At 66.8% G+C, this 13,046-nt stretch carries 10 protein-coding genes; 7 read left to right on the plus strand and 3 right to left on the minus strand.

The features are described 5' to 3' along the window. Positions 1–202 precede the first annotated feature (202 nt). The gene (locus DA1_RS21635) at positions 203–1,249 is read left to right on the plus strand and encodes a Fe(3+) ABC transporter substrate-binding protein (protein WP_012206542.1); all 1,047 of its coding nucleotides are present in this window, start codon (positions 203–205) and stop codon (positions 1,247–1,249) included. 131 nt (positions 1,250–1,380) lie between these two features. Further along, a complete protein-coding gene (locus DA1_RS21640) occupies positions 1,381–2,139 on the plus strand; it encodes a 3-hydroxyacyl-CoA dehydrogenase (RefSeq protein ID WP_034394989.1) in 759 nt (252 codons plus the stop codon). A 153-nt stretch (positions 2,140–2,292) separates the two neighbouring features. Here the strand turns inward: DA1_RS21640 and DA1_RS21645 are convergent, their stop codons facing one another. Both DA1_RS21645 and DA1_RS21650 read right to left on the minus strand, forming a co-directional pair. Continuing rightward, positions 2,293–3,135 carry a formyl transferase gene (locus DA1_RS21645; RefSeq protein ID WP_034394986.1) on the minus strand — a complete coding sequence of 281 codons (843 nt, stop codon included), beginning with the start codon at positions 3,133–3,135 and terminating at the stop codon, positions 2,293–2,295. Between the two features lie 21 nt (positions 3,136–3,156). Then, positions 3,157–4,872, minus strand: a complete 1,716-nt coding sequence (locus DA1_RS21650; RefSeq protein ID WP_034394983.1) for a cyclic peptide export ABC transporter — start codon at positions 4,870–4,872, stop codon at positions 3,157–3,159. 245 nt (positions 4,873–5,117) lie between these two features. Here DA1_RS21650 and DA1_RS21655 point away from each other — a divergent pair, with 245 nt between their 5' ends. The 5 genes from DA1_RS21655 to DA1_RS31485 all read left to right on the plus strand — a co-directional run bounded on the left by DA1_RS21655 (position 5,118) and on the right by DA1_RS31485 (position 10,528). Further along, positions 5,118–6,083 (plus strand): alpha/beta hydrolase, encoded by a 966-nt coding sequence (locus tag DA1_RS21655; protein WP_034394981.1) that lies wholly within the window; start codon positions 5,118–5,120, stop codon positions 6,081–6,083. Between the two features lie 161 nt (positions 6,084–6,244). After that, positions 6,245–7,357 carry a GNAT family N-acetyltransferase gene (locus DA1_RS21660; RefSeq protein ID WP_034394978.1) on the plus strand — a complete coding sequence of 371 codons (1,113 nt, stop codon included), beginning with the start codon at positions 6,245–6,247 and terminating at the stop codon, positions 7,355–7,357. Positions 7,358–7,368: 11 nt separating this feature from the next. After that, entirely contained in the window at positions 7,369–8,667 is a 1,299-nt protein-coding gene (locus tag DA1_RS21665; RefSeq protein WP_034394975.1) for a lysine N(6)-hydroxylase/L-ornithine N(5)-oxygenase family protein, read from the plus strand. A 214-nt stretch (positions 8,668–8,881) separates the two neighbouring features. Continuing rightward, complete coding sequence (locus DA1_RS21670; RefSeq protein WP_012206549.1) at positions 8,882–9,481, plus strand: RNA polymerase sigma factor; 600 nt, start codon at positions 8,882–8,884, stop codon at positions 9,479–9,481. Between the two features lie 12 nt (positions 9,482–9,493). Next, the gene (locus DA1_RS31485) at positions 9,494–10,528 is read left to right on the plus strand and encodes a FecR family protein (RefSeq protein WP_034394972.1); all 1,035 of its coding nucleotides are present in this window, start codon (positions 9,494–9,496) and stop codon (positions 10,526–10,528) included. A gap of 76 nt (positions 10,529–10,604) precedes the next feature. On the opposite strand, the gene DA1_RS21680 is transcribed toward DA1_RS31485, so the two are convergent. After that, positions 10,605–13,004, minus strand: a complete 2,400-nt coding sequence (locus DA1_RS21680; protein WP_034394969.1) for a TonB-dependent siderophore receptor — start codon at positions 13,002–13,004, stop codon at positions 10,605–10,607. Positions 13,005–13,046: the final 42 nt, after the last annotated feature.

Consider the following 13,046-nt stretch of genomic DNA (forward strand, 5'->3'; position numbering starts at 1 on the left):
TGTCTCCTTGGATCCTCTTGAAACCCCCGTTTCTGGATCCTTTCAAACCCAGTCTTTGGACTGGGTTTTTTTTCGCGCGCCATGGCTCGCGGCCCACCAGGGACCACCGCGCACAAGCCCTTAGACGGGCCCCACCCTTTATTAAGAACAATTCGCGTTTGACCTATCATCGCGCTTTGCCAACAAAGAGAGGCCTGTCTTCATGTCGAAATCCCTGAAAGCCCTGTTTGCCGCTTGCGCCCTGGTGGCTGCCGGCACAGCCATTGCCGACTCCCAGGTCGTCAACCTCTATTCCGCGCGCCACTACTCCACGGACGAGGAGCTGTACAACGGCTTCACCAAGGCCACCGGCATCAAGATCAACCGCGTGGACGGCGACGACGCCGGCATCATTGCGCGCCTGAAGGCCGAGGGCCAGGCCTCGCCGGCCGACGTGATCCTGCTGGTCGATGCCGCACGCCTGTACCGCGGCGAGGTCGATGGCCTGTTCCAGCCCATCCACTCCAAGCTGCTGGAAGACGCCATCCCCTCCAACCTGCGCGCCCAGCCCACGGCCGATGGCATCAGCTGGTTCGGCCTGTCCACACGTGCCCGCGTCATCGTCTACAACAAGGCCAAGGTCCAGCCTGCCGACGTGCAGAACTACGAATCGCTGGCCGACCCCAAGTTCAAGGGCCAGCTGTGCATCCGCTCGGGCTCGCATCCCTACAACCTGAGCCTGTTCGGCACCGTGGTCGAGCACATGGGCGACCAGAAGGCCGAAGGCTGGATCCAGGGCATGAAGGCCAACCTGGCCCGCCCGCCCAAGGGTGGCGACACCGACCAGATCAAGGCCGTGGCCTCGGGCGAATGCACCATCGGCGTGACCAACAGCTACTACCTGGCGCGCATGATGCGCTCGGGCAAGCCTGAGGACCAGGCCGTGGTCGGCAAGATCGGCGTGGTCTTCCCCAACCAGTCCAGCTGGGGCACGCACCTGAACATCGCGGGCGGCGCCGTGGCACGCCATGCCAAGAACAAGGACAACGCCGTCAAGTTCCTGGAGTACCTGGCCAGCCCCGCCGCCCAGAACTACTTTGCCAACGGCAACAACGAGTGGCCCGCAGCCAAGGGCGTGGAACTGGACAACCCTGCCCTCAAGGAGATGACCGGCGGCAAGCCCTTCAAGAGCGAGACCATCCCGATCACGGCCGTGGGCAAGAACATGACCAAGGTCCAGCAAATGCTGGACCGTGCCGGGTTCCAGTAACCCCCATCGCGCCCATCACCAGCCCGGCACTGCCGGGCTTTTTCTTGGGCGCGACATGGCTGCGGCCGGGGCTGCATGCATAATTTGAGAGTTACGTTTACGTCAACGTCAGATAACCAAGGAGACATTCCATGCAGATCAAGGACCGGGTATTCATCGTCACGGGCGGCGCCTCCGGGCTGGGCGAAGGCACGGCGCGCATGCTGGCGGCCGAGGGCGGCAAGGTGGTGATTGCCGACATGCAGGCGGACAAGGGCGAGGCCGTGGCGCGCGAGATCGGTGGCGTCTTCGTCAAATGCGACGTGAGCCAGGAAGCCGATGGCCAGGCTGTGGTGGACAAGGCCGTGAGCCTGGGCAAGCTGGCAGGCCTGGTCAACTGCGCAGGCATTGCGCCCGCCGAGAAGACCGTGGGCAAGAACGGCGCGCACAACCTGGCGCTGTTCTCCAAGACCATCACGGTCAACCTGATCGGCAGCTTCAACATGATCCGCCTGGCCGCCACCGCCATGTCGGCCAACGAGCCCGAGAGCACGGGCGAGCGCGGCGTGCTGATCTCCACGGCCAGCGTGGCGGCCTACGACGGCCAGATCGGCCAGGCGGCGTATGCGGCGTCCAAGGGCGGCGTGGTCGGCATGACGCTGCCCATTGCGCGCGACCTGGCGCGCAACGGCATCCGCAACATGACGATTGCCCCCGGCATCTTCGGCACGCCCATGCTGTTCGGCATGCCGCAGGAAGTGCAGGACGCGCTGGCCGCCGGCGTGCCCTTCCCCAGCCGCCTGGGCACGCCCCAGGACTATGCCAAGCTGGTGCGCCACATTCTGGACAACGACATGCTCAATGGCGAGGTGATCCGGCTGGATGGGGCCATTCGTCTGGCGCCGAGGTGAAGCCCCCCCTGAGCGGCTGCGCCGCTTCCCCCTCTCTACGCGCTTCGCGCGGGAGGGGGACGACACCCTAGCGGCGGGGCGGCGCGGCCGGCATAGGCCCTTGCTCGGTGTCCCTCGCGTTGGGCCGCGCCGTTTTTGGAGATACGCGCGTTGTCAGGCCATGGTGCGTGCAGGCTCTTTGGCCATCATCTCCAGCCCCTTGCGCAATGCAGGGAACAGGCTGTGCTGGAAGTTGTTCCAGCGCAGCTCAAGAATCGTGTCTTGGGGATCAATGTCGGTGCCCAGCACGTCGGCGATGACTTCGCCGGAGTCGATGCCGTTGTCCACGTAGTGAAAGGATGCGCCGGTCTTGAACAGGGGCGGGACCGGGCGCTGTTCCATGGTCTTCCAGTCCACGATCTTGTAGCCCTGCGCGCCATGCAGCGCGTCCAGCGTGGCACAGGCGCCCCGGCGTTCATAGGGCGACTCCAGGCGCGTGATGCCGGGGTGGATGTTGGCGATCCTGCGGTGGAACAGGGCCCCGGGCCGCACGAGCCGGTCCAGGATGACGAGCAGGCCGTCCAGCACCACCCGCTCGGCACCGAGTTGCACCAGCCTGTCCTGCAGTTGCGCCTCGAACATCTGTTTGCCCGCGGCGCGCTGCGGATCGTTCAGCGGCAGGCGCCGGTAGGAAGACGGCACGGCCATGAGCAGGTCATTGACCCTGCGCCCCTGGATGCGCAGGTCCGGCGGATAGAACCAGCGGCCGCCAGGCTGGTAGCTGAAGCCGTAGTCGCCGATCTTTTCGCGGTCGCGCGGCGAGGCCTCGTCGTCGTCGTGGATCACGGCCTCCAGGCTGTAGATATCGCCCAGCGGGGTGGTGTCCAGCAGCTCGCCCAGGTATTCGAGCGGCGACTTCATGTAGCGCGTTGCGCCCTTGTAGGCGATGTGCTGGCCGGCCTGGTCGGCGGCGGCGTTTCTCAGGGACCAGATGTAGACGAGTTTTGTCTTTGCCATGTTCGTGGATTCAGCAGGAATTCAGATGTCGGCCAGCGCGCCTTGACTGGCGGGACTGGCCGATGCAGCCGCCACCGGCTGCGCCCCTTCTTGCGGCTGGACCATGCGGCCTGCCTCCATGCGCACGATGCGGTCCGCCAGGTGGAAGTAGCGATCGTCATGGGAGATGACCACCAGCAGGTGGCCCCTGGCGCGCAGCTCGGGCAGCAGCTCGGTGTAGAACAGGTGGCGGAAGCTCGGATCCTGGTCGGCCGCCCATTCGTCGAAGACCAGCACGGGCCGGCCCTCCAGATAGGCGTGGACCAGGGCCAGGCGCTTGCGCTGGCCGGTGGACAGGTCGATGGTGCTGAAGCTGCCGTTGCGCACGCTGACCTTGTGGGCGATCTCCAGCCGCTGCAGGTAGGGCAGTGCGGCCTCGGGCAGCGCGGCGGCCTGGCCCTCTTCGCCGCCGGCCACCAGGTCCTCGAACAGGTAGAAGTCCGAGAACACCGTGGTGAACAGCTGGCGGTAGTCGTCGCGCGCCAGGGCCGTGACCGGCTGGCCGTCATGCAGTATCTCGCCCTGCTGGGGCGCGTACAGGCCCAGCAGCAGCTTGATCAGCGTGGTCTTGCCCGAGCCGTTGTCACCCACCACAAAGACCAGTTCGCCCTTGCCCAGCTTCAGGTCGATGGGGCCGATCTCGAAGGCCTTGCCGCCTTCGGGCGCATCGAAGGCATAGCGCACGCCCCGCAGCTCCAGGCCGTGGTCCAGGCGGACCTCGCCGGGCGGGCTGTCCAGGTGCAGGTGCGGCTCGGGGTTGGCAAAGCGCGCCGACAGATCGGCAATGCGCTGCAGCGCCACCTTGGCACGGCCCAGGTTGGGCAGCGCGCCTGCGATCTGGTCCATGGGGCCCTTGAGGAACAGCAGCACCAGCACGAAGCCGCTGAGCACCACGGGCTCGGTGGTGCGCAGCGCGGCCCAGCCCAGGATGAGGGCGATCAACAGAAAGAACAGCGCCGAACCGAAGGCCGAGGCCAGCACATAGGTGTTGATGGCGCGGCTGTTGATGCGGCGGATGGCATCCACGGTGGAGCCAATCTGCCCGTCGAAGATGCGGCCCCGGCGCGCGCGGTGCATGCGCAGCTCCTTGGCGCCTTCGCTGATGGCGCGGTAGGCCTTGTGCAGCACTTCCTCGTGATCGCGCGCCTTCCAGAACCCCGCCACGCCGCGTGACTGCGCCAGCGCCTGCAGGCTCACGCCCAGCACCAGCGCCACCACCAGCATGGCAAACAGCGGCGGCGACAGCAGGGCCAGATAGGCCAGGCAGCCCAGCGCAATGGCCAGGGCGATCACGTTGGAGGCCAGCACGAAGGCCACGTCGCTGATCATGTCCACATCCTGCGTGAGCACGGGCATGAGGCGGTGCGTGCGGTAGCGTTCCAGCGCATCGATGGGCGCGGCCAGGATCTTGCTGGCCAGTTCCTTGCGCAGTTGGGCCACCAGGCGCTGCCCCACGAAATTGCCCGACATGTCGGACGTGGCCCGGCACACCAGCACGGTGGCACACAGGGCGATGAAGGTCAGCAGCAGCCCGCCCGCCAGCCCACCGGGACGGTTGAGCACCTGGTTGATGGTCGCCAGCAGCGCCACCGTGGCCCCACCCGCGCAAATGCCCGTGACCACGGACAGCGCCATCCACGGCAGGAAGGGCCTGAGCAGGCGCAGTACCTCGGAGGGCGGTCGGCTGGCGTTTTCCATAAGGGATTCCTCTGGCGCCCGTGGGCGCATGACCTTGCAATGCCGGCGCGGCCCGGCGTTTCCTGGAGCGCGGCGCACGGCGAGCGCTCCCTACTCCCTGCAAGACGTGCGTGCGCCAAAAATGTTCACCGCCCAGGCGATGAACAAATTCCGCCGCCCTGCGTCATCACGAAGAAGGGGCAGCGCGGGCGCCATGCCCTGCACCGGCCCGCCCTGCCTTGTCTGCCGCACACCCGAAGGACGCCATGGCTCTCCACCCCGACCTGCAAGCATTTCTTGAACTCGCCAACGCCCAGGCATCCAGCCGCCCGCGCATGAGCCAGATGACGGCAGCGCAGGCGCGCGCCGCCTACGACAACGCCACGCTGGCGCTGGACCTGCCGGGCGACGATCTGCCCACCGAGGACCTGGATCTGCCCACGCGCGACGGCGCGCGTATCCGTGCCCGGCTCTACCGCGCAGCCCCTGAACACACAGCCGCGCCCTGCCTGCTGTTCCTTCACGGCGGCGGCTACGTGCTGGGCGGGCTCGACTCGCATGACAGCCTGTGCCGCAGCCTGGCGCTGGGCACGCCCTGCAATGTGCTGGCCATCGACTACCGGCTGGCGCCAGAGCACCGCTTTCCCACAGCCTTCCTCGACGCACAGGACGCCCTGGCCTGGCTGCTGGAGCACGGCGGCCGCCATGGCCTGGACGCGCAGCGCCTGGCCATTGGCGGCGACAGCGTCGGGGGCACGCTGGCCACGGCCCTGTGCATCGCCGCACGCGACGCGGGCATGCCCCAGCCCTTGCTGCAGTTGCTGCTCTACCCCTGCACGGCAGCGCAGCAGGACAGCGACTCGCATGCGCGCCTGGCCACCGGCCATCTGCTGGAAGGTGACACCCTGGCCTGGATGTTCGGCCAATACCTGCGCAGCGATGCGGACCGGCAGGACTGGCGCTTTGCCCCCCTGCAGGCATCCGACCTGGGCCGGCTGGCCCCCACGCTGATGGTGCTGGCCGAGTACGACCCGCTGATCGACGAAGGAAAGCGCTATGCCGAGCGGCTGCAGGCCGCCGGCGTGGCCGTGGACCTGCAGATCTACGCCGGCATGGTCCATGACTTTGCGCGGCTGGGCGCCCTCACCGAAGAGACCGAGGTGCTGCGCGACAGGCTCTGCAAGGCACTGGCCCATGCCTTCCAGGCGGCCCGCAGCCCGGCCCTGGCATGAACGGCCCTGGCATGAACATTTGCCGCGCCTGCGCGTCATCCCGGTCATGAGGCTGCCTTGCGTTCCTTGCGTTCCTTGCGTTCCTTGCGTCCCTTGCGCCCCTTGTGCCCTTGCCCCCATCCGTGTCCCGCACGCGGGGCACTCCATCTGAAAGAGTCCACGTGCGTCCAGTCGAAGCCACCGCTACACCGTCACCAGACGCCTCCGGCGCCAGCTATCTTGCGCATGCAGGCGCCGAGACGATCAGCGTCTTCGGCGATGGACAGCGGCTGCGCCTGGAACGTTCGGGGTCCGTGGATGCCGGCAGGCCCGGCAAGCCCAGTCTCTGGAACCTGTCGCCCACGGCCGCGCCAGGCCTGATGCAGCTGCAATGGCTGGGGCCCTGCTCGGGCATGCCCGAAGCGGATGAACTGCTGGCCGCGCTGCAGGCCGGTTTCGGCCTGCATCCCGATGTGCAAGCCATCGAACTGTCCCTGCCCCGGCTGCCGCCCGGCCTGCGCGACAGCATTGCCACAGTGCAGCCGGGCCAGGCCCCGTGCGTGGCAAGAAGCGTGCTGTGGCAGCAGCCCCTGTGGCTGCCCCGCCCGCGCCCACCCTATGCGCTGCACTACACGATCAGCGAAGGCCGGCGCCACCCCGTGCGCCTGCACAAGCCGCGCGGCGAGGTCTACCGCCGCTTCATCCCCTGGCTGGGCCGCACGCTGAGCTTTCGCACCGTGGAGCCCGAGGCCGACCTGCCCCTCATCCACCGCTGGATGAACGACCCGGTCGTCGCGCATTTCTGGGAGGAAAGCGGCGACCTTGCCCACCACCGCGCCTACCTGCAGCGCATGGCCGGCGACCCGCATGCGCTCGGCCTCATCGGCTGCTTCGACGGCGAGCCCTTCGGCTACTTCGAGGCCTACTGGGCCAAGGAAGACCGCATCGCCCCCTTCTATGACGCGGGCGACCATGACCGGGGCTGGCATGCGCTGGTGGGCGAGGCGCGGTTTCGCGGCCAGCCCTACCTGACGGCATGGCTGCCCTCGCTGTCGCACTACCTCTTTCTGGACGACTGCCGCACGCAGCGCATCGTCGTGGAGCCGCGCGCCGACAACCGAAAGATGCGCAAAAGCCTGCCGCGCTGCGGCTATGCGCTGGTCAAGGAATTCGACTTCCCGCACAAGCGCGCCGTGCTGGGAGTCCTGCTCAGGGAACGCTTTTTCGCAGACGCCTTGTGGATACCGCAGCCCGACGCAGCCGCGCCGGACGCACTGGACGCATCGACCCAATGAAAGGACCTTCCATGCAAACCCACCCGCTGATCGGCATCGGCTTCGGCCCCTCCAACATTGCCCTGGCCATCGCCCTCAAGGAGCGCGAAACCACCGCGCGGGCCATGCACCCCGTCTTCATCGAAAAGCAGCCGCGCTTCGCCTGGCACCGGGACATGCTGCTGGAGCAGGCCCACATGCAGGTGTCCTTCCTCAAGGACCTGGCCACGCTGCGCAACCCCACCAGCCGCTTCACCTTCATCAACTACCTGCACGAGAAGGGCCGGCTGCAGGACTTCATCAACCTCAAGACCTTCTTTCCCAGCCGCCACGAGTTCAACGACTACCTGGCCTGGGCCGCCTCCAAGTTCGAGGACCGCTGCGTCTACGGCCAGGAAGTCATCGAGGTGCTGCCTGAAAAACGCGACGGCAAGGTGGAGCTGCTGCGCGTGCGCTCGCGCGATGCGGCCGGCAACGTGCATGAGCGCCTGGGCCAGAACCTGGTCATGAGCATCGGCGGCACGCCCAGCATTCCCGAGCAGTTCAAGGCCCTGCGCGGCGACGCGCGCGTCTTCCACTCCAGCGCCTACCTGCGCAGCATTGCCGAGCATGCCAGGCCGCTGCGCATCGCCGTCGTGGGCGCGGGCCAGAGCGCCGCCGAAATCTTCATGGACCTGCACGGCCGCTACGCCACGGCCGAGATCGACCTGGTCATGCGCGCCCGCTCCATCCGCCCCTCGGACGACAGCCCCTTCGTCAACGAAATCTTCAACGCCGACTTCGTGGACCATGTCTACAGCCGCCCGCACGACGAGCGCGGCGCCCTGCTGCGCGAGTTCTGGCACACCAACTACGCCTGTCCCGACCTGGAACTGATCGAGAGCATCTTCAAGGTGTTCTATGAACAGAAGGTCGTCGGCGACACGCGCCACCGCTTCCTGCGCCGCCACGAGGTGCAGGAAGTGCGCGCCGCCGGCGACGGCATCCACCTGGGCCTGCGCGATCTCAACAGCGGCATCGACCATGCATCGCGCTACGACGTGGTGGTGCTGGCCACCGGCTATGCGCGCGAGCACCACAAGACCCTGCTGGACCCGCTGGCCCCCTACCTGGGCGACTTCTCCGTGAGCCGCGACTACCAGGTGCACACCACGCCGGACTTTCGCCCCGCCATCTTCCTGCAGGGCGCCTGCGAGGGCTCCCACGGCCTCAGCGACACCCTGCTGTCCGTCACTTCGGTGCGCACCGGCGAAATCGGTGAAGCCCTGCTGGCAGCGCAAGCCCAAAGACCCGATGTTGCGCGCACAGAACAGCTGGCGCTGCAGGATTGAAAGATCGCACAGGGCATGATGGCGCAGGGATCTCCCATGCCATAATTTGAATGCAAACCATTTGCATTTGAACTTGAATCACCTGCGCCGCTGAATCCCATACCCGCTGCTGCACCGCCCCGGCCCTGGCCGGGGTTGCAGCATCCGGTAGGCCCTTCTCTGTACGGACCCAGGGGTTCCAACCCATCGCCCTTGCGGAAAGGCAGGTATCCGGATGCGTGACCTGATCCAGGAACTCGTGGCTCACTATGGCGATCTGCGCCGCCAGCTCACGCGCGATCTCCGAGATCCGCACTATGCGGCCGACATCGCGCAATCGAGCTTCGAGCGGGTCTATGTGCACGCCCTGGGCCTGCGCAGCGGCAAGAAGGCCGAAACCCTGCCCGACGCCGGCATCGAATCCCCACGCGCCCTGCTGTTTCGCGTGGCACGCAATCTGTGCATCGACGATGCGCGCAAGCGCAAGACCGCCCAGGAATGGACGCGCCAGCAAATGGTGGTGCAGCACAGTGCGCCCTCCAGCGAAACCCTGGCCGCCCAGCGCCAGATCCTGAACCGCGTCGTCCAGGCGCTGGAAGGCCTGCCGCCGCGCCGGCGCGAAGTCTTCATCCTCTTTCGCGCCCATGGCTACACGCGCGCGGAAATCGCCGACCAGCTCAACATCACCGAAATGGCCGTCGCCAAGCACATGGTGCGCGCCACGCTGGACTGCTCGCGCGTGCTGGCCCAGCTGCGCTCCGAACTGATCGAGGACCATGCGCTGGGCAGCGCCATGGATTTCGACAACAGTACACTGACCGACGACGCATCCTGACTCCCCCTTTCCATGGCAAGTGCACCTAGCGAGCGCATGGTCGAGCATGCGCTGACGCTGATCGTTCAAAGCGAAATCGCTCCCGACCCGGTGGCCGACCAGGCCCGCCTGACCCTGGGCGAATGGCGCGGGAAATCAGCCCGGCACGATGCCGCCGCACGCGAGGCGCACCTGCGCTGGAACCTGCTGGGCGGCATGTCCGGCGGCCTGCGCGAGCAGTTCCAGGAAACCGCCCTGCTGGCCGACCGGGCCTCGCGCTCCACCCAGACCGTCCGGCGCCGCAAGCTGCTGCTGTCCTTCGCCGGGCTGCTGGGCACAGGCGCGCTGGCGGGCCGGGGCGCCTACTGGTACTGGCAGCAGCCCATCCACACCTCGGCCTACGCCACGCGCAACTCGCAAATCCTCAAGATCACTCTGGCCGACGGCAAGCTGCCGCTGCAGGCCAGCCTGGTGGAACTGGCGCCCCAGAGCGCCATTGCCGTGACGCTCTACCGCCAGCGCCGCAGCGTGTCCATGGCCCGGGGCGAAGTGCGATTCGACGTGGCCCCCGATCCCGACCGGCCCTTCGAGGTCATCACGCGCGAGGCGCGCATCGAGGTCGTGGGCACGGTCTTCACCGTGCGCGACCGCGGCGGCCCCGTCACCGTGGGAGTGGAGCATGGCCATGTCAGGGTCCGCGTGCTGGGCAGGGATGCGCAGGATGCGACGGGCCCGGCGGCGGCAACGCTGGACCTGCTGCCCGGCCAGATCGTGGACATCCGCAACGGCCAGGCCGAGGCCGTGCGCCAGGCCGATGCCGCCACGCTGTCCGCCTGGCGCGAAGGCTGGCTGGTCTTCGAGAACACCCCGCTGGCCGAGGCCCTTGCCACGGTCAACGCCTACCGCACCCAGCCCATCGAAGCCGCCGATGCGCGCGTGGCCGCGCTGCGCCTGACCGGGCGCTTTCGCGCCAATGACTCGGCCGGCCTGCTGGCCGTGCTGCCGTCCATCCTGCCGCTGAGGGTGCGCCTGCAGGCCGGTGGCGGCGTGCAGTTGCAGGCGCTCTGAACGGCGCCTTCGGTTCCCCGACAAAGAAAAGGCCACGGCCGGATCGCTCCAGCCGTGGCCCATGGCCCATGCCCGCTTACCAGCGATAGGTGGCCGTGCCGATCACCTTGCGGGGCTCGCCATAGAAGCAGCCGTAGGAGCAGCTGGCGATATAGGTCTTGTCGGTCAGATTGGTGAGGTTCAGGGCGAAGCGCCAGGGTCCGGTGGTGTAGCTGACCATGGCATCCACCAGGGTGAACGCCGGCAGCGAGACGGGAACGCCATAGGCCAGGCCGCGTGTCTGACCCAGGTACCTGGCACCCATGCCCACCTTGAGGCCGGCAAGCCCGAAGTCTCCAAAGCTGTAGTCGCCCCACAGCGATATCTGGTTGTAGGGCACGCCGATGGAGCGCTTGCCCAGCTCGTCCGGCTGCAGGGGGCTTGCCTGCGTGGTGCGCGCATCCGTGTAGGCATAGGCGGCAATGATGTTCACATTGCGGCCGATGGAGCTTCGCGCCTCCAGCTCGAAGCCACGGGAACGGACTTCCCCGGCCTGTATGTTGAACGCCCTGCTGGCGTCCTGGGGATCGGGCACGAGCAGGTTCTGGCGGGTGAGCTGGAAGACCGCTGCCGAAATCATGGCCCGGGAGCCGCTGGGCTGGTAGCGGACACCGGCCTCGTACTGCTGCCCCGTCGTGGGCTTGAACCGCGATCCAAGGCGGTCCTGGCCCTGGGTGGGCTCGAAGGACTCGCTGTAGCTGAAGAAGGGGGCAAGGCCATTGGCGGCGAGATAGACCACGCCCAGCCGGCCCGTGAAGGCCGAGCTTTTCTCATTGGCCGCGCTCACGTCCCCGGTGAAGAAGTTCGTCTCGTTGAAGCGGACCTTGTCATAGCGGCCGCCCAGCAGAACCACCCACTTGTCATCGATCTTGATCTGGTCCTGCGCATAGATGCCAAGCCGCTTGTAGTCGTTCTTCCAGGACGAGCGGTAGTAGGGGGAGACAGGCCCCACCGGCTTGCCGTAGACCGGGTTGAAGACATCGAGGTCGGCGGCCTGCTGTTCATAGCGCTCGGTCTCGTGCTTTGGCAGGGCGTAGTCGAAGCCCACCAGCATGGTGTGCTTGATGCGGCCCTGGTCCAGCTGGTACTGCAGCGAGGTATCGGTCACGAAGGCCGACGAACGGTCCCAGCGCGGCTGGAAGTAGCGCTCCACCACCGAGCGCTGGTCGGCGGACAGGCCCCAGCCGTCCGTGCTGAAGTAGCTGCTCTTTGCGTTGTAGTAGCGCATGCTGTTCCTGAGCTTGAGCTTCTCGGAAAAGGCATGTTCGAAGAGATAGCCGATGGAGTAGCGGTCCAGATCGAATTTGTCCCGCCCCGCCTCTCCGATGAAGCGGTTGCGGGGAATCTGTCCATTGATGTTGGGCAGCAGGGTGCCGTAGGCGGGCAGTCCGTAGACGTAGGTGGTGCGGTCCTTCTGGACCTCGGCCAACAGTGTCAGCGAAGTGTTCGCATCGGGCTGCCACTTGAGCGATGGGGCGACATAGGTTCTGTCATCGGGGACACGGTCGATGAAGCTGTCGCTGTCGCGCTTGAGCGCCACCAGCCGGTAGGACCATTTGCCCTCGTCGTCCAGGGCGCCCGCAAAATCACCCGACACCTGCCTGCGCCCGAAGCTTCCGGCGTCGATGTTCAGTTCCCGGATTTTTTCCGTGGTGGGCCGCTTGCTCACGGTGTTGACCACGCCGCCCGGGGAGACCGAGCCAAAAATCACCGAAGAGGCGCCCTTGAGCAGCTCGATGCGCTCCAGGCCGTAGGGCTCCTGCCGTCCGTCGTAGATGTTGGCCGTGAACAGGCTGCCGTCCCGGTACATGCCCGTGGTGCGGAATCCGCGCAGATACAGGCTGTCCGAGGTACGGTCCAGGCCCTCGGCGCGGGTGACGCCGGCGGCGTAGCCCAGCGCATCCTGCAGGCTTTGCGACTTCAGCGTCTCGATCTCCTGGGCACCGATGACCGTGATGGACTGCGGTGTCTCCAGGATGGGCGTATCGGTCTTCGTGCCCGTTGAGCTGCGCCGGGCGACATAGCCCTGCACGGGGCCGGCTGCGGTTTCGCTGTCCGTGACGTTGATGGTCGGCAAGGTCGCGCCGGAGACCGCGGGACGGCGGATGGCGAAGCCTCCGTTGTTCGTCCTGGTGGCTTCCAGGAACGTGCCGGCCAGCAGCTCCCGCAAGGCCTGCTCCGATGTCAGGCGGCCGTTGACGGCGCGGGAACTGAGCCCGGCAACCAGGTCGCCTGCGGCAAACATCTGGGTTCCCGTCTGGCGGGACAGCTCGTTGATGGCCGAAGCCAGGGCCTGGGCCGGCACATGGATATCGAACACTTGGGCAGCCTCCTGCCCTGTGGCCTGGGCCACCGCCTCGGTGCTCCAGAACGAAACGGAACCAAAGGCCGTGGCAAGGGCCAGGCTCAGCAGATGTTGACGGGGCAAGGAACGCATGGTTGAAGAATTTCCAAAGGCTTTGAATGAGACTGGTTACCA

This window comes from Delftia acidovorans NBRC 14950 (genome assembly GCF_001598795.1).
Lineage (GTDB): Bacteria > Pseudomonadota > Gammaproteobacteria > Burkholderiales > Burkholderiaceae_C > Comamonas > Comamonas acidovorans.

Excerpts from the sequence above, each read along its gene's own strand:
- DA1_RS21635 (WP_012206542.1), top strand. The coding sequence starts at position 203 with ATGTCGAAATCCCTGAAAGCCCTGTTTGCCGCTTGCGCCCTGGTGGCT.
- DA1_RS21640 (WP_034394989.1), top strand. The coding sequence starts at position 1,381 with ATGCAGATCAAGGACCGGGTATTCATCGTCACGGGCGGCGCCTCCGGG.
- DA1_RS21645 (WP_034394986.1), bottom strand. The coding sequence starts at position 3,135 with ATGGCAAAGACAAAACTCGTCTACATCTGGTCCCTGAGAAACGCCGCC.
- DA1_RS21650 (WP_034394983.1), bottom strand. The coding sequence starts at position 4,872 with ATGGAAAACGCCAGCCGACCGCCCTCCGAGGTACTGCGCCTGCTCAGG.
- DA1_RS21655 (WP_034394981.1), top strand. The coding sequence starts at position 5,118 with ATGGCTCTCCACCCCGACCTGCAAGCATTTCTTGAACTCGCCAACGCC.
- DA1_RS21665 (WP_034394975.1), top strand. The coding sequence starts at position 7,369 with ATGCAAACCCACCCGCTGATCGGCATCGGCTTCGGCCCCTCCAACATT.
- DA1_RS21670 (WP_012206549.1), top strand. The coding sequence starts at position 8,882 with ATGCGTGACCTGATCCAGGAACTCGTGGCTCACTATGGCGATCTGCGC.
- DA1_RS31485 (WP_034394972.1), top strand. The coding sequence starts at position 9,494 with ATGGCAAGTGCACCTAGCGAGCGCATGGTCGAGCATGCGCTGACGCTG.
- DA1_RS21680 (WP_034394969.1), bottom strand. The coding sequence starts at position 13,004 with ATGCGTTCCTTGCCCCGTCAACATCTGCTGAGCCTGGCCCTTGCCACG.